The sequence below is a fragment of the Azospirillum humicireducens genome, from assembly GCF_001639105.2.
GTDB classification, from domain to species: domain Bacteria; phylum Pseudomonadota; class Alphaproteobacteria; order Azospirillales; family Azospirillaceae; genus Azospirillum; species Azospirillum humicireducens.
The window spans coordinates 696027-711574 of the sequence record NZ_CP028903.1 but is presented as its reverse complement, the minus strand read 5'-3'; the positions used below and the strand labels follow the sequence as shown (position 1 = coordinate 711574).

Genomic DNA, 15548 nt, shown 5'->3' with positions numbered 1-15548 from the left:
ACCATGGCGACCGGACTGCTGGCCCACATCAACGAACTGTCGGAACAGGACTGCGCCATCACCGGACTTGCTGCCGATTGGGCGGCAACGGCGCCGCTCGACGCGCTGAAGACGCTGCCGCTGGTGGACGCCGCGGTCTCGACCAGGATCGGCAGCCGGGACCAGCCGGTGGTGCTGGAATGGGAGTGGGATCGGCCGATTGACCTGACCTATGCCGGGCTCTACCGCACCAACCTGTGGAAGACCGGCCGCATCCGGCTGGAGGCCTTCAAAACCAGCGCGCGGAAATCGCTGGCATTCACCACCCAGCATGCCAGCGGCATCGACCGCCTGGTGCTTCCCGGGCTCTACGATCCCAAGACCCTGCGCTTCGGCGGTGAGAACACCGTGCTGGGCCAGCTGGGCGCCCGGGAGTTCCTGCGCTACCCGACGAACATCCATGTGACGATGCCGCTGTGCAGCGCGCAGGTGCTGCGCTGGACGATCTACGGCCCGGCTTACCGGGTGACCGGCAGCCGCTACAGCACAACCGAACAGGCTTATTGGATCGGGTTCGGCTGGGCCGGCGACAGCATGGCAATCGACCGCCATGTCGGCGCGTCGGCGGAAGGCTACCGCCGCGGCGGTAAGGTGACGGAGCTGGCCGGCGGCGGGGTGGCGGTGGAGCCCGGGCGCGGCCGGCGCACCGCCACGCTGGACCGCACCGTCAACGAGGCCGGCGACCGCGACCGCCTGTTCGACCTGGTCAACTTTCTCGACGCCGACCGGCCGGCGGTGTGGCTGCCGGACACCGACAGCGCCTTCGACTGCTACCGCTACGGCGGGCTTTTCCAGGTCATCGAGGACTTCAGCCAGAAGTACCTGAACGACCTGCACAGCGCCGCCACGATTTCCCTTGGTGAGGTGACGACATGACGACGCTGGCCAACATGCTGGCGGCTGCCCAGCGGCTGCTGACCTACTACAACGGCGACGAAAAGACGGCGCAGAACCCAGGCGGCCTCACCGGTGTGGGGGGCATGGCCGACAACTGGGATCCCTGCATCCAGGACATCGGCACGGTGGCCAACGGGGTGGGCACAGCTATGACGGCGGCCTCCACCAGCGAGGGGAACGCCGCCGCGTCGGCAACAGCGGCAGCTGGTAGCGCCACTGCGGCCAACGCCTCCAAGCTGGCGGCGGCCACCAGCGAAGGTAACGCGGCGGGTTCGGCCACCGCGGCGGCCAACAGTGCGTTGGCCGCCGCCGGCAGTGCGACGGCAGCCAACGCCTCCAAGCTGGCGGCAGCCACCAGCGAGGGCAACGCCGCGGGCTCTGCGACGACGGCGACGCAACAGGCCGGGATCGCCGCGACCAAGGCCGGCGAGGCTGCCGGTTCCGCCACCACGGCGACACAGCAGGCCGGGATCGCCACGACCAAGGCCGGCGAGGCTGCTGGATCGGCCACCACGGCGACGCAGCAAGCGGGGATCGCCGCGACCAAAGCCAGCGAGGCGGCGGCGGCGGCGGACCGCGTGGCGACCTTCGACCCCGCGACTTTCGCCAAGCTGGCCTCCAATGCCTTTACGGGCAAGCAAACCATTGTCGCCAGTGGTGCCATTCTGCCCGCGTCGACCGGGATCGCCGGGCAGAACAATGCCGGCGCCCTTGAGGTTCAGTCGCAGATGACAGGGGGCAATGCGGCGACCGCGGGGGCTGCCTTCATCTCGTTCCACCGGCCGGGCAACTTCGCCGCGCACCTGGGGCTCGACACCGATAACAAGCTGAAATATGGCGGGTGGTCCCTCGGGCAGAGTGCTTATGAGATATTCCACGCCGGCAATCTGCCGGTAACTGTGTCGAATGGTGTCATCAACTTCGCTTCCCCGCCCACCGTCGCCGGTAATGCTATCGGCGGTGGCGAGGATACGGCGGCGTCGCTGGCCGCGGCCTCCACCGTCAATCTCGCCGGCACCACGGCGAAGGCGATTTCCATTACCGCGGGGGCGGGTCCGATCAACGCATGGGGGAATGCGCCGGCCGGCGTGCATCGCGACGTCACATTCGCGGTCGCGGTCGTCCTGACCTACAACGCGACCAGTGCCATTCTGGTCGGCGGCGGTGGCATCACGACGATGATCGGCGATACCTGCCGGTTTGAAAGCCTGGGCGGTGGCAACTGGCGCATGCTGTCCTATCAGCGCGCCAACGGTATGCCGGTCGGGTCCGTGGTGTCTCAGTCGCTCAATCCGTCCGACAAGTCGGCCAATGTCGCGCTCGCCGACGGCAACAGGACTGCCAACAATGTGGGCGGTGGGGTCGGGTCCGGCCGGGCCGTCGCCGCTATCACGACGCCGACCTATTGGGAGGTGGTCGTTCCGGCCATGACGAACCCGTCAATCCCCGGTATCGCCGCGGCTGCGGCGCCCGTCTCCGATTACCTGACCAACAGCGCGCTTGGGTGGGGGTATCTGTGGAACGGCTATAAGGGCAACAGCGGTCAGGGGCAGGCGTTCGGGGAGGCTTGGGGGGCGGGCGAACGCTTGTGTTTCGCCTACCATCCGAACAGCCGCGGGTTCTGGATGGGCAAGGTGGTGAACAACGTGGCGGTATGGGGGGGCGGGGGCAACCCGGTTACAGGGGCAAACCCGGCCTATACCATTCCGCCCGACACCCCGGTTTTCCCCTGCTACAGCGTCGTCGGCGCCGGAAGCTCATTCTTCTTCGCGTTCGGATCGGGGCAGCAAGCGGCTTCCCCGCCGTCCGGTTTCCTTGCGTTCACTTGAGGTGGCAGTCATGGAGATTGTGAACATTGTTCCGCCATTCGACGCGGCAACGCATCGGAGGGCCTCGACGTCCACCGACAGTCACGACCCAGACACCGGCGGCGTGGTGCGGACCTGGGATGTGGAGCCTATCCCGCTCGACGAGCTGGTCGCGTCGGCGGTGGCGCGGATCAACATGGAGGCCGGCGAGCTGCGCGCGCGCCGTATCACCGTCACCGTCGGGCAGGAGGGGACCTACATCGCCAAACAGGCCGAGGCCGACCGTTACTTCGCCGGCGACCCCGGCTCATACCCCTATCTCGACGCCGAGGCCGCGGCGGTCGGATCGACCCGCGCCGAGATGGCCGAGCTGGTCCGCGCGACGGCCGAGGGGTGGACAGCGCTGAACGCGGCTATCGAGGGGGCTCGGCGTGGTGCGCTGGTGGCGGTGGAGCGGGCCGCCGCAGCCGGCGATGCGGTCGGCGTCGCCGGCGTCTTCCCGGTCGCTTGGCCGCCGGCCTGATCGGCCGCGACAACACTCCAAGCCTGGTCGACCCGGCGCCCGTGAGGCGCCTTTTTCATGTCCGGAGGACTCGATGGTCTCCACCCTCTGGCCGGTGCTTACCGGCTGGCTGGCTGGCGGTGCATTGGCGCGAGCTGGCACTGTCGGCCCTTTTCCTCGCCTGTGCCTTCCGGGAGCGCGGGCAGGACCATGACTCGCTGGGTACCACCGGGGGGCGGGCGCTCTTCTGGGCGCTGCCCTTGGCAGCCGTTGGCATCGCCCGGCTGTACCTGATTGCCCTGCCGCTGGCCCACGATCACCCGGCGGCCATGTGGCTGCCGCTGTGCGGCCTGTCCATGGTGCTGGCCTATCTCGCCGGCCCCCAGCTGCCGGCGCTGCCCTGGCGCCTCACCAGGCCGACCGAGTGGGGCGAGTTCCTGACCGGCGCCGGCGCCGGCGCCGCGATCAGCGCGGTGCTGGTGGCCGGACACGTCGATTTTCTCGCCCTCATGTGAGGCGCCGAAACTTAACACGCCACCCGCTGCTGACCTCCACCAAGCCGCCCGGCATGCGCCCGGCGGCCTTTTTCATGCGCGAAGGAGTTTCCGCCATGCGAGCCATCCCGCAAGCCGCCGTCGACCTGGTGAAGGAGGCCGAAGGCCTGCGCCTCACCGCCTACCCGGATCCCGCCACCGGCGGCGCTCCATGGACGATCGGCTACGGCCACACCGGTCCGGACGTCCGGCCGGGACTGCGCATCACCGAGGCCCAGGCCGAGCAGCTGCTGCAGGCCGACCTGGATACCGCCGCGGCGGTGGTCGACCGCGTCGTCACCGTCGAGCTGACCGACAGCCAGCGCGGGGCGCTGGTGTCCTTCGTCTTCAATGTCGGCGCCGGCCGGAAGGCCAAGGGCAAGGACGCTGGCAAGGACGGCTTCGTTACCCTGAAGAGCGGCCAGCCCTCCACCCTGCTGCGCAAGCTGAACCTTGGTGACGCCGCCGGCGCCGCGGCCGAGTTCGCCAAATGGACGCGCGGCGCCGGCAAGGTGATGCCCGGCCTGGTCAAGCGCCGGGCGGCCGAAGCTGCCCTGTTCCTGTCGGACGAGGTCCACCCGGTCAGCCGGGTTGCCGAGCTGGCGCCGGCGATGAAGCCGATGGCCAAGTCGGTCAGCGCTGTCAGCGGCGGCGGTGCGCTCGGCCTCGCCGGCGTTGCCGTCCTGCTGGATCAGGCGCGCGACGTCTCGACCGCCATCAAGGAGCTGCTGCAGGCGCTGCCGTCGGGCGCGATGGGCTGGGCGGTGGCCGCCCTGCTGGGGCTGGCGGTGGCGGTGATGCTCTATCGGCGCTGGGATGACCAGCGCAAGGCGGCCTGATGCTGGCCTTCCTCGCCACGGGCTGGGGCCGGGCGGCTGCCGGCCTGATCCTCGCCAGCCTGGTGCTGGCGGGGATCGCCGCCTTCGGCGCGCTTCAGCGCCAAGCCGGGCGGCAGGACGCCGTGCTCGAATCGACCACACAGACACTCCGGAACGCAGAGGTGCGCCATGGGATTGAGAATGATCTGCGCCGGCATCCTGCTGGCGCTGCTGAGCGGCTGCGCGACCAATGGAGCCGGGACTGACGGGGGCTGTGCCGCCTTCCGCCCGATCTACACCAGCCGGGCAGATGCGCTCACCGACGGCACGGCCGAGCAGGTGCTGGCGCACAATCTGACTGGTGCTCAGTTGTGCGGGTGGGTGCAAACGCGCTGAAGCGGATGGCAAAAGTGTTCACACGTGAACACTTTTGCCCTGAATTAGGAGCCTCCAGAAATATGGCCGCTATGGTCGCGCGGCTACGCGTTCCTGTGCGCGCGGGCGGCCGTTGAGATCACTCATCCGATAGGCTGGCGCGTGTGGAACTCTGTGTGGAAACCGGAGATGAATCCGGTACCTTTTCGACCTGTGCTCTTTCCGTGTGATCGTGAATTTTCAATATCTTAGCCGGCAACCCCCTTCCTGGGGGGCTGAGGCTCTACATGCGAAACGGGCGGCCGCTGCAGTGCGACCGCCCATCCAAGAAAATGGCGCGCATTTTCTTGGATAACCCATTGAAAGATTTAGTTTCCTGCAGATTGTTTCAGCCTGTCATAGCCCCGCCGGCCATGGCGCGGCCCTGCACCGGACACCGGAGATAGCCGCTTCGTTCGGGGTCGGCCCATGGCATGGAGGGATGCCGGCCCATGCCCCACCAAGTCGCCACCCGCCGGACCCGCGGAAGGCTGCGGACGGTCCCGCGACCGCGGCAACTGCCGGGAGGACGGACCGATGCATACGCCGATACTATCCCTTTGAACAGCGGCGGTATCCCTCAGACCCGACCCGCCAGAACGGAAAAGCCCCTAGGGTAGTGTGGTCGTTGTGGAAGGGAGCGCTATGCCACAGGAGAATGACAGGGCAGCCGGTTCTTCGGCGGTCGCCACCATACTCCTGCCGCGCACTTCGGCCGCATCCGGCAGGCAGGACAATCACCCAAGAATCCGGCGGGTGCGGACCGGACGGCGGCTCGTCGTGCCGCCACCATTCCCACCCTGCGGCCATACCAAACCGAAAGGAAATCCAGCATGGCTTCTCGCATGGCTCGGATCGTCCATATGGGAAAACTGGACGGCTATTCGGCGCTTCTGAATGGCACGATGCTGGAGCTGGAAGGTCGGCTTCTGTGGCCTGCGGAGGAACCGCTGAAAGAGGCGATGCGCCGCGCCGGCCTCCAACCGTCGGAGCTGATCATCGACACCTGCTCGCCCGTCGCAGGCATGCCCGTCTCCGCCGTCAGCGCGGCGGCTGTGCGGCATCGCTCCGGCGGTCTGCCGCTGGCGGCGTGACCCCGGCCAGGTGGACGACCACGCTGCCGAAATCGCTGTCCGTCTCCAGCCGCACCGGCAGGGGCGGATAGCCGGCGGCGACCGGAGCCAGCCACAAATCCACCGGCGGCCGGTCAGCCGGGCCGCTCCGTTGCCAGAAGCGGCCGGTCGGGCCTGACTTGCCATATCCCGCAACCGGCTTGTATGTGACCCTGCATTGCTGGGCGACGCCGGAAAAGACCGAGTAGCGCGACGGATCGACGATGCGCCGCCCCACCTCGGTGAACACCATGTCATAGCGGCGGCGTCCGTCGAACACAGGCAGCGAGCGGTCGCAATGCTGGCTCGCTCCCACCGCGAACAGCAGGTCGAGTACGGCGGACAGCGGGTCCAGCGTGCCACGCTGGAGCGCCGGCGGCACCGGCTCACGGTCGTCGGTCTCCGGTGGAGGCGTGACGGCGGCGGAGACGTCGCCCTGCGGCCCGTAGGTCAGGGTGACGGTGCGCGGCTCCCCGCGGAATTGGCTGGACTGCCGATGGCTGGCCGGCTTCAGGCCTTCGCCCTGGCGGCGCCCGTCGCTCTGCGAGTCCGTTTTCCAGGTGAACAGGCGGCCGATGGTGCCTCCGGTCACCGCCGATACCGCGATCCGGTAGCGGTCGCCGGTCACCTCCAATGTCGCATCCACGTCCAGCGCGGTGACGCCGCCAACGAACACGCGGTAGGTCGCCTTCAGCGGCTCCGCCATGGCCGTGGATGCCGCGAGCGGAACCAGGTGAAGCGACAGGCCGGCGGCCAGCAGGGCCGTTCCGAAACGGTTGGCGAGGCGGGGAGGGCTGGGATGGGGCACGGTCCGGAGCTCCTGCGGGCGGCGAAATCTTTTTTAAGATGGTGATGAATCTGGTGCTTGACACCCGGCAGGGAAGGCCGTAGAAACCCGCCCACCGCAGCGGCGGGGCCGACGACAAACGGTCGCGACGCTCCCGGGACAAAAAGCCGGATCGGCTTGATGGAACGGGGCAAAGAGTTTCAGGGTTCGGGCGCGTAGCTCAGCGGGAGAGCATTCGCTTCACACGCGAAGGGTCACAGGTTCAATCCCTGTCGCGCCCACCATCAAGAAAGGCTCCGGACGAAAGTCCGGAGCCTTTTTTCTTTCCCGGTCCGCCTGTCAGGGAGGCAAGCCGTGAAGCGTGGCGGAACCGCACGAAGAACAAGAATTAGGAAACTCTTATACGATCCATGAATCCGCGGTCGATTGACGCAGATCAGCCCCGTTTGTGTTGCAGTACGGTAGATAGGGTCATTCCCTGTCACCCGTTTCGGAAAGCCTCACCTCATGGACGATACCCGCATCGCTCTGCTCTCTGTCGCCCTGCTCGTCGTGGTCCTCGCCATCATCATCGGTTCGGTGGTTTTCGTCCCGTCCTTCACCGCTCTGCTCGCCACGCTGCTGGCATGGGCGAACCTGGCCTATCTGGTCGGCATCACCATCAAGCGCTGATTTCCAAGGGTCGATGCGGCGGGGAAGGGGATGCCTTCGCTGCCGCTTCGGCAACAGTCTGTCTTGCGGAAAGCTCTTCTGGACAGGAACGGTCCGACACGTTATCCAGCGCGCGACTTCGACGCGCAAGGACCGCAGCCATGACGTTGACCGCCGCCCCGACCTCAAGCGACCTGCCGATCCTGAGGGCTGTGGAGGAGCTGCGGGCGCAGGTCGCGGCCTGGCGCGCAGAAGGGTTGACCGTCGCCCTGGTGCCGACGATGGGCGCGCTTCATGACGGGCATCTGGGCCTCGTGCGGCGGGGGCGCGAGTTGGCCGACCGGGTGGTCGCCAGCGTCTTCGTCAACCCGACCCAGTTCGCTCCCCACGAGGATTTCGACCGCTATCCGCGTGACGAGGCCGGCGATGCCGCCAAGCTCGCGTCGGCCGGTTGCCACGCGCTCTACGCTCCGACGGTGCGCGCGATGTACCCGCAAGGCTTCGCCACCGCCATCTCGGTCGGCGGCCCGGCGGAGGGGCTGTGCGGTGCCTTCCGGCCGCAGATGTTCGGCGGCGTCGCCCTGGTCGTGACCAAGCTGTTTTTGCAAGCCCTTCCCGATGTCGCGGTGTTCGGCGAGAAGGACTATCAGCAGCTGATGGTGATCCGCCGGTTCACCCGCGATCTCGACATCCCCGTCCGCGTCGAAGGACTGCCGACGGTGCGCGAGGCCGACGGGCTCGCCATGTCCTCCCGCAATGCTTATCTCGGTGCCGACGAGCGCGCCCGCGCTCCGGAATTGCACCGGGCACTGACCGCGGCGGCCGAGGCGCTGTCCCGTGGGGCCGATGCCGACGGGGCGCTGACGGCCATCCGCGGCCGCATCGCCGAGGCAGGATTCGGCACCATCGATTATGTCGAACTGCGCGATGCCGAATCGCTGGAGCCGGTGACGGCCGTTGCCCGTCCCGCCCGTCTCCTTGCCGCCGCCTGGATGGGCAAGGCAAGGCTGATCGACAATGTGCCGGTGGCGCCGGCGGCCTGACCCGGTGAATAGTTTGTTGCACGGATCGATCGGCATTTGACCGGCCCTTGCCGCGGGCTTAGACTCCTGTGCGAATGGACGTATGACCTCCATGATCGGGGGCGGAAAGGCAATCTTGCGGCTCGTCCGTCGCAACCGGCATGGGGAAACGGTGTCCCTGATGCCGCTGGTTCTGACCGGTCTGCTGCTGGTGCTGGCAGCACTCGGCACCACGGGTGCCGTGGTGGCCAGCAAGAACCGCGCGCCTGCGCCACAGGCACAGCCTGGGGGCGACAAGAAATACGCGGCCCTGCCGATGATGACCTTCAGTTTGGGCGGCGGCGGTGCGCGGATGGTCGACGTCAAGGTTCTGCTTGAGATCGACCGGGCGGTGGATGGCAAGGTCGCCGAACCCTACGTGCCCCGTATCTCGGATCAATTGTCCGACCGCATGCGCCAGATCGACCCGCAACAGCTGACCGGTGCCGAGGGGGCCATGCTGATGAAGAGCACGATCGCTGGGGTGCTCGACCGCGAATTGCGCGGCGTGCGGGTCAAGGAAATCCTGCTGGACCGCATGGTGGTGCGGTAGCAAAGAGAGGGCAGGCGCCGCGAGGACGCCCGCCCTTTCGATCACGAAGCGTCCGTCACTCGGCCGCGACGGCGGCGCGGCGCTGGGCGTCGCGCGACTGCCGGCCTTCCTTCAGCTTTTCGGCCAGCAGGAAGGCCAGTTCCAGCGACTGGCTGGCGTTGAGGCGCGGGTCGCAGGCGGTGTGATAGCGGAGCGCCAGATTGTGGTCGGTGATCGCCTGGGCGCCGCCGGTGCACTCCGTCACGTCCTGACCGGTCAGTTCGAAATGCACGCCGCCGGCATGGGTGCCTTCGGCCTGATGCACCTCGAAGAAACCGCGCGCTTCGGCCAGCACGCGCTCGACCGGACGGGTCTTGTAGCCGGTGGTCGACTTCACCGTGTTGCCGTGCATCGGGTCGCAGGACCACACCACCGTCCGGCCTTCGCGCTGGACCTTGCGCAGCAGCGGCGGGAACTTCTCCGCCACCTTGTCGGAGCCCATGCGCACGATCAGCGTCAGCCGCCCGGCCTCGTTCGTCGGGTTCAGGATGTCGATCAGGCGGATCAGCTCGTCCGGGTCGGTGGTCGGGCCGCACTTCAGGCCGATCGGGTTCTTCACCCCGCGCAGGAACTCGACATGGGCGCCGTCGGGCTGGCGGGTGCGGTCGCCGATCCACAGCATGTGGGCCGACACGTCGTACCAGTCGCCGGTGGTGCTGTCGATGCGGGTCAGTGCCTGCTCGAACGGCAGCAGCAGCGCCTCGTGGCTGGTGAAGAAGTCGGTTTCACGGATCTGCGGCGTCGTCTCCGCGGTGATGCCGCAGGCGGCCATGAAGGCCAGCGCCTCGTCCAGGCGGGTGGCCAGCTCCTGGAAGTGCTCGCCGGCCGGCGACTTCTCGACGAAGCTCAGCGTCCACTGATGGACCTTGTGCAGGTCGGCGTAACCGCCCTGGGCGAAGGCGCGCAGCAGGTTCAGCGTCGCGGCGGCCTGGGTGTAGGCCTGCATCATGCGCTCCGGATCGGGAACGCGGGCCTCGCTGGTGAAGTCGAAGCCGTTGATGATGTCGCCGCGGTAGGACGGCAGCTCGACCCCGCCGATGTCTTCCATGTCGGCCGAGCGCGGCTTGGCGAACTGACCGGCCATGCGGCCGACCTTGATGACCGGGATCGAGGCGCCGAAGGTCAGCACCACGGCCATCTGCAGCAGGACGCGGAAGGTGTCGCGGATGTTGTTGGGGTGGAACTCGGCGAAGCTCTCGGCGCAGTCGCCGCCCTGCAGCAGGAAGGCCTGGCCGGCGGCGGCCTCGGCCAGCTTGGCCTTCAGCCGCCGGGCTTCACCGGCGAAGACAAGCGGCGGATAGGAGGACAGACGCTGCTCGACCGCCTCGACCTTGGACTGGTCGGGATAAGTCGGCATCTGCTTCGCCGGTTTCGTCCTCCAACTGGCGGGTGTCCAACGCTCGACCATGACGCGCCTGCTCTTCCTTGACGATTGCGGAACGGGGGCCGGACGGGCGGCGAACGACCGGCGGCGAATCCCGTTGGGGCGTACTCTATAGCGCGACTCGCGGCAACTTTTCCACAGTTTCGGCCCGCCCGTCGGCAATGCTGTGCCGCAGCAAACATTGCTCTGCCACCGGGAGTGATTTCAGATGAAAGGAAGCTCGCGTCTGCGCCGCTGGCGGCGGGACCTCGCGCCCTTTATACATCGGGGCAACCGGTCACCGCCCCCCGATCATTGCCCCCGATCATTGCCCGAGAGGAGCCTTTTGGTGAAAGCGACATCCTGGCGGGCAAATCGCCTGTCCTCCTGGGGGCGGGCCCTGGCGGTCTACCGCGACCCGCGCGTGCTGGCGATCCTGTTCCTTGGCTTTGCCGAAGGGCTGCCGCTGGCGCTGACCGGAGCGACGCTGAATGTCTGGCTGACCGAGGAAGGCGTCAGCCGGACCAACATCGGCCTGTTCGCGCTGGTCACCATGCCCTACGCGCTGAAGTTCCTGTGGGCGCCGCTGATCGACCGCATGAGGCTTCCGGTGATGACGCGGCTGTTCGGGCGGCGGCGCGGCTGGGCGCTGACGGCGCAGGCGGCGCTGATCGCGGCCTTGCTTGGGCTGGGCACCACCGATCCCGGACAGGATCTGTGGTGGACGGCGCTGTGCGCGGTGCTGGTCGCCTTCTGTTCGGCCAGCCAGGACATCGTCGTCGATGCCTACCGCGTCGAGGTGCTGGAGGAGCACCAGCAGGCGGCGGGCGCCGCGGTGCTGGTGCTGGGATACCGCTTCGGCCTGATGGCGGCGGGAGCGGGGGCCCTCTTCATCGCGGAGGCCTATGGCTGGCGCACCGCCTACGAGGCGATGGCGGGGCTGGTGCTGGTGGGTATGGCGACGATCCTGCTCTGCCGCGAACCGAAGGAGCCGCCGCCCAACGCCCGCGAGACGCTGATCGCCGAGTGGCTGGCGCGCCGGCCGCACCTGTCGGGCCGCAGCGCGGTGGCGCTCGCCTGGCTCTATGGCGCGGTGGTGGCGCCCTTCCTGCAGTTCATGGAGCGGCGCGCCTGGGTGGTGATCCTCGCCTTCATCGCCAGCTACAAGCTGGGCGAGGTGCTGGCCGGCCAGATGTCGTCGACCTTCTATATCAGCCTCGGCTTCACGAAGTCGGAGATCGCCACGGTCAGCAAGCTGTTCGGCCTGTGGGCGACCATCGCAGGCGGGCTGCTGGGCGGGCTTCTGGTCGGCAAGGTCGGGGTGCTGCGCGGCCTGATGATCGGCGGCATCCTGCAGATGGTGTCGAACCTGGGCTACGTCCTGCTGGCCTGGACCGGCCACGACGTCTCGGTGCTGGCGGTGACGGTGGTTGTCGACAATGTTTGCGGAGGCATCGCCACGGCGGCCTTCGTCGCCTATCTGTCGGGCTTGTGCAACATCGCCTACACCGCGACCCAATATGCGCTGCTGTCGAGCTTCTACAAGCTGGGCGGCGACCTGTTCGGCGCCTCGTCGGGCTGGCTGGCGGAGCGGATGGACTGGATCAGCTTCTTCCTGCTGTCCATGGCCGGCGCCATTCCGGCGCTCTGCCTGCTGGTCTGGCTGATGGGACTTCACCGCCGGGACCAGGAGAGCGCCGTCCCCGCGCAATGACGGGGACGGCTCCACCGCAGGAGCGTGGTGTCAGCCCCCGGTGGTCGTCTTGGTCTTGCCGGCGCCCGGCCCGGCACCCAGGTCGGCGCCGGTGGTCGGATCGGCGTCGGGTTTGGACATGGTGCGGGCGGCCACGGCGTTGACCGCTGCCATCTCGGACGCGGCCAGCTTGACCGTCGGGTTGCCGTCGCCGCCGTTGACCGGGCCGTCGCCCATCTTGACGTCGACGAACTCCCACTGGGCGCCCTGGTTCCAGGGGCCGCGCATGTCGCCCTCGCCCTGGCTCATGTTGTAGTATTTGTCGGTGTATTCGTGCTTGCCCGGCAGCTTGCCCGGCGGGAAGTTGTTGTCGATTGCGTACAGCGCCTTCTCGAAGCTCTTCTGGTGGGCGATTTCGCGGGTCATCAGGAAGCCCAGCGCATCCTTCACGCCCGGATCGGTGGTGACGTTGATCAGGCGCTCGTAGATGATCTTGGCGCGGGATTCCGCCGCGATGTTGGAGCGCAAATCGGCCGTCGGCTCGCCGATGCTGTCGATGTAGCCGCCGGTCCACAGCTGCCCGGCGGAGTTCACCAGCGCCGGGCCGCCGCCATACAGAAGCGACAGGGTATGGCTGCCGTTGCCCTGGGTGATGTTGGCGTAAAGATCCGTGGTCTCCTCCGCCCCCTCGGCCAGCTTGCCCTTGGCACCCTTGGTCAGCATGGCGACGATGGAGCCGATCACCTCCAAGTGGCTCAGCTCCTCGGTCGCGATGTCGATCAGCATGTCCTTGCGGCCCGGATCCTCGTCGGCGAGGCCCTGGGTGAAGTAGCGCATGGCCGCGGCGAGTTCACCCTGCGGGCCGCCGAACTGCTCCAGCATCAGGCTGGCGAGCACCGGGTTGGGCTCCGACACGCGTACCGTGTACATGAGCTTTTTGTTGTGCATGAACATGCGAGGGATTCCTCCTGCGTCTGATGGCCCGCCTGGAGGGGGCCGAGGATCGGAGAAATCCGGACCGGCTGATCGCCGGGGATGCAGGGGAGACCAGCAGGACGTGCCGTTCCGGATCGCTCACCCGTCCTCAACCGGAGGACTTTGGAAGCGTTCCAGCAAATCGTGCTGCCGCGGCGTACTATATCGGCCGATAGGCGGTCGCGGTCGGCAGGAGTTGGTGGTGTCGGGATGGGAGGCCGGCATCCTGCCGGCCCCCGCCTCCCTGTCACCGCTGCGGCGAGCCTTACTTGGCCTGCGCGCGGCAGGCGTCGAGGGCCGAAATCGCCTTGCGGGTGTCGTCGAGATAGTAGGTGTAGGCGTAATCGTCGCTCTTCCCATCCATCTCCATGTACAGCTCCTTGCCGTTCATCAGCGCGTTGATCGCCGAGGCGGAGGCGGGCAGGCCGACGGCGGCCATCGTGTTGTCGACGGCGACGCCCTGGACCTTCTCGCTCCATGACTTGTCGACCGACAGGGAGATGGACAGGGTTTCCTTCTCCTTCAGTTTCCAACCGGTGTCCCGGAACACCATCACCATGGCCTGTCCCTGGTTGGTGTAGGCAAGACCCACGCCGGCAGTGTCCTTGCTGTCCGTCTTCCATTCCTGGGAGATCGCACAGTCCTTGTCGAGCTGCACGGTCCACACGCCGATCTTCGTGTCGGCCTGGGCCGTTGCGACCGACGCCAGGACAGCCATGCCGGCGAAAGCCGCCAAAAATTCGCGCATTTGCCAAAAAACTCCCGATAATGTTCTTATCGGGGCACTGTAGTTATTGCATTCGAGAGAAGTCCAGCATCTTCGCCGGGTTGCCGGTGGGGAAGGAAAAGCAGCGTCCCGGCCTTGCTTTCGGATGCAGGGGCCAGGGCGCCGGGCTGTTCAGATCTTCTTTTCCGGCTCCGCCTTCTCGCGCATCAGCACGAACTCCTCCGACGTGGAGGGATGGAGCGCGATGGTGCGGTCGAAGTCGCGTTTGGTGGCGCCGCAGTTCAGCGCGATGGCCAGCGGCTGCATCATCTCCGGCGCGTCCATGCCCATCATGTGGCAACCCAGCACGCGCTGGCTCTCGCCATCGACCACCAGCTTCATCAGCACCCGTTCGTCCCGGCCGGACAGGGTGTGCTTCATCGGGCGGAAGCCGGCCTTGTAGATATCGACCTGCGCATAGTTGGCGCGGGCCTGCATCTCGGTCAGCCCGACGGTGCCGAGCGGCGGCAGCGAGAACACCGCGGTCGGCACATTGTCGTAGCCGATCTGCATGGGGTTGTCGTTGAACAGCGTCTCGGCCAGGGCGCGCCCTTCGGCGATGGCGATGGGGGTCAGCGCCATGCGGTCGGTGACGTCGCCGATGGCATAGATGCTGTCCACGCTTGTGCGGGACCAGCCGTCGACCGGGATCGCCCCGGCCTCGTTCAGGGTGATGCCGACCTCTTCCAGGCCGAGAGTCTTCGTGTTGGGGCGCCGGCCGGTGGCGGCCATCACCAGCCCCGCCGAATGCTCGCGGCCCATATGGTCGGTCAGGGTATAGCCCCCCGCACCCTTTTCCAGCTTCACCGGCTTGCAGCGCGAAACGATGGTGATGCCGCGCTTGCGCATCTCCTGCGCAAGGGCGACGCGGATGTCGTCGTCGAAGCCGTTCAGAAGGTCATCGCCGCGGATCATCAGCGTCACTTCCGAGCCCAGTCCGCGGAAGATGCTGGCGAATTCCACGGCGATGTAGCCGCCGCCGATGATCAGCACGGAATGCGGGAGCTTTTCGAGGTGAAGCGCCTCGTTGGAGGTCGCGGCATGCTCGATGCCCTCGATGGGCGGCAGCGACGGCCAGCCGCCGGTGGCGATCAGGATGTTGCGGGCGGTGTAGCGCTTGCCGTCGACCTCCACCGTATGGGGATCGACGATCCGGCCGAATCCCTCATACAGGGTCACGCCGGAATTCTTCAGCATGGTGATGTAGATGCCGTTCAACCGGTCGATCTCGCGGTCCTTGTTCGCGATCAGCGTTTCCCAGTCGAAGGCCGGCGTGTGGGAATTCCAGCCATAGCCGCAGGAATCCTCGAAGCCGTCGCGGAACTGGGCGGCGTAGACCAGCAGCTTTTTCGGCACGCAGCCGCGGATCACGCAGGTGCCGCCGACGCGGCTGCCTTCGCAGATCGCGACCTTCGCACCGTAGGACGCTGCGCGCCGGCTTGCGGCGACGCCCCCGGACCCCGCACCGATGGTGAAGAGGTCGAAATCGAACTCGGCCACGGCCGTCTCCTTCCGCAACTTGACCCTTGTTCCACGT

16 protein-coding genes and 1 tRNA gene are annotated in these 15548 nt (G+C 67.3%); 12 read left to right on the top strand and 5 right to left on the bottom strand.

Annotation, left to right across the window (positions count from 1 at the left end):
* The first annotated feature begins 3 nt into the window (after positions 1-3).
* From A6A40_RS20800 to A6A40_RS20765, 7 genes are all read left to right on the top strand, one after another.
* On the top strand, positions 4-915 hold the full coding sequence (locus A6A40_RS20800) for a hypothetical protein (protein WP_108547775.1): 912 nt from the start codon (positions 4-6) through the stop codon (positions 913-915).
* Positions 912-2765 carry a hypothetical protein gene (locus A6A40_RS20795; protein ID WP_108547774.1) on the top strand — a complete coding sequence of 618 codons (1854 nt, stop codon included), beginning with the start codon at positions 912-914 and terminating at the stop codon, positions 2763-2765. The genes A6A40_RS20800 and A6A40_RS20795 overlap by 4 nt, the downstream gene beginning before the upstream one ends.
* Positions 2766-2868: 103 nt before the next feature.
* The gene (locus A6A40_RS20790) at positions 2869-3267 is read left to right on the top strand and encodes a hypothetical protein (RefSeq protein WP_158279327.1); all 399 of its coding nucleotides are present in this window, start codon (positions 2869-2871) and stop codon (positions 3265-3267) included.
* Between the two features lie 239 nt (positions 3268-3506).
* Positions 3507-3761 carry a hypothetical protein gene (locus A6A40_RS20785; protein ID WP_146191600.1) on the top strand — a complete coding sequence of 85 codons (255 nt, stop codon included), beginning with the start codon at positions 3507-3509 and terminating at the stop codon, positions 3759-3761.
* Positions 3762-3856: 95 nt separating this feature from the next.
* Positions 3857-4618, top strand: a complete 762-nt coding sequence (locus tag A6A40_RS20780; protein ID WP_108548054.1) for a lysozyme — start codon at positions 3857-3859, stop codon at positions 4616-4618.
* Positions 4618-4863, top strand: a complete 246-nt coding sequence (locus A6A40_RS20775; RefSeq protein ID WP_108547771.1) for a hypothetical protein — start codon at positions 4618-4620, stop codon at positions 4861-4863. The genes A6A40_RS20780 and A6A40_RS20775 overlap by 1 nt, the downstream gene beginning before the upstream one ends.
* 981 nt (positions 4864-5844) lie before the next feature.
* Positions 5845-6105: a hypothetical protein gene (locus A6A40_RS20765; protein ID WP_108547769.1), complete on the top strand. Its 261-nt coding sequence runs from the start codon at positions 5845-5847 to the stop codon at positions 6103-6105.
* On the opposite strand, the gene A6A40_RS20760 is transcribed toward A6A40_RS20765, so the two are convergent.
* Positions 6053-6931: a DUF3108 domain-containing protein gene (locus A6A40_RS20760; protein ID WP_108547768.1), complete on the bottom strand. Its 879-nt coding sequence runs from the start codon at positions 6929-6931 to the stop codon at positions 6053-6055. The genes A6A40_RS20765 and A6A40_RS20760 overlap by 53 nt on opposite strands.
* A gap of 188 nt (positions 6932-7119) precedes the next feature.
* Here A6A40_RS20760 and A6A40_RS20755 point away from each other — a divergent pair.
* From A6A40_RS20755 to A6A40_RS20740, 4 genes are all read left to right on the top strand, one after another.
* Positions 7120-7194 (top strand) — tRNA-Val (locus tag A6A40_RS20755).
* Between the two features lie 223 nt (positions 7195-7417).
* Entirely contained in the window at positions 7418-7582 is a 165-nt protein-coding gene (locus A6A40_RS20750; RefSeq protein WP_014188187.1) for a hypothetical protein, read from the top strand.
* 140 nt (positions 7583-7722) lie between these two features.
* Positions 7723-8604 (top strand): pantoate--beta-alanine ligase, encoded by an 882-nt coding sequence (gene panC, locus A6A40_RS20745; RefSeq protein ID WP_108547767.1) that lies wholly within the window; start codon positions 7723-7725, stop codon positions 8602-8604.
* Positions 8605-8686: 82 nt separating this feature from the next.
* The gene (locus A6A40_RS20740) at positions 8687-9175 is read left to right on the top strand and encodes a flagellar basal body-associated FliL family protein (RefSeq protein WP_108547766.1); all 489 of its coding nucleotides are present in this window, start codon (positions 8687-8689) and stop codon (positions 9173-9175) included.
* 55 nt (positions 9176-9230) lie between these two features.
* On the opposite strand, the gene A6A40_RS20735 is transcribed toward A6A40_RS20740, so the two are convergent.
* Entirely contained in the window at positions 9231-10622 is a 1392-nt protein-coding gene (locus A6A40_RS20735; RefSeq protein ID WP_108547765.1) for a class II 3-deoxy-7-phosphoheptulonate synthase, read from the bottom strand.
* A 304-nt stretch (positions 10623-10926) separates the two neighbouring features.
* Between A6A40_RS20735 and A6A40_RS20730 the strand changes: the two genes are divergently transcribed.
* A complete protein-coding gene (locus tag A6A40_RS20730) occupies positions 10927-12291 on the top strand; it encodes an AmpG family muropeptide MFS transporter (protein WP_236783920.1) in 1365 nt (454 codons plus the stop codon).
* A 30-nt stretch (positions 12292-12321) separates the two neighbouring features.
* Here the strand turns inward: A6A40_RS20730 and A6A40_RS20725 are convergent, their stop codons facing one another.
* From A6A40_RS20725 to gor, 3 genes are all read right to left on the bottom strand, one after another.
* Positions 12322-13224, bottom strand: a complete 903-nt coding sequence (locus A6A40_RS20725; protein WP_108547763.1) for a manganese catalase family protein — start codon at positions 13222-13224, stop codon at positions 12322-12324.
* Between the two features lie 286 nt (positions 13225-13510).
* A complete protein-coding gene (locus A6A40_RS20720; RefSeq protein WP_108547762.1) occupies positions 13511-13993 on the bottom strand; it encodes a hypothetical protein in 483 nt (160 codons plus the stop codon).
* 150 nt (positions 13994-14143) lie between these two features.
* Positions 14144-15511, bottom strand: coding sequence for a glutathione-disulfide reductase (gor, locus tag A6A40_RS20715; RefSeq protein ID WP_108548053.1), 1368 nt, complete (start codon positions 15509-15511; stop codon positions 14144-14146).
* Between the last annotated feature and the right edge of the window lie 37 nt (positions 15512-15548).